The following is a 558-nucleotide window of genomic DNA, read 5'->3' on the forward strand; positions in this document are numbered from 1 at the left end:
ATACAACTGTGGTGAAATCATTCTTGATAAAGGGATTTTTGCACTCGCTATCTGTCCTTGTAATTGGTCTTGGGCTCCGCCTTGCCAAGCGTCCATAAAGGGCGATAAATAATTTTCTAATTCGGTATAGGAAGTTAAAATCGTAAAGATGTCCGCATAGGGCTTATTTAGTAATTCAATGGCGTGTGGGAAGGTACAATACTTACCATTCTCATAGATTTTCAAAAACCAAATGATAGCGGCTAACAAAATGATGGGCGATTCCACAAAGAAATCCCCTTGCTTCTGTATCCAAGTTCGGTTTAGGTTGAGCATAATTGTATAAGCACTCTCGTACGCATCGGATATATCTGTCATAAATTGAGGATTGATTGGATTACAACGGTGGCTCTTACGAGGGTCATCGAAGTTTATGACATAAAATTGAGGCTTAATTTCGTATTTATTTAAGTGTTTTAACAAATGGTTATAGGCAATGGTAGAAAGGTCATCAAATTTAAAATCGTAGATATACATTGAAAAACCTTTTTCAATTTGTTGCTTGATATAATTGTTTAC

At 36.0% G+C, this 558-nt stretch carries 1 pseudogene; it reads right to left on the reverse strand.

The features are described 5' to 3' along the window. Positions 1-558, reverse strand: a pseudogene (locus VQ048_RS12450) (conjugal transfer protein TraG); the annotation flags it as partial.

Source organism: Bergeyella anatis, from assembly GCF_036016955.1.
Lineage (GTDB): Bacteria > Bacteroidota > Bacteroidia > Flavobacteriales > Weeksellaceae > JAYWXI01.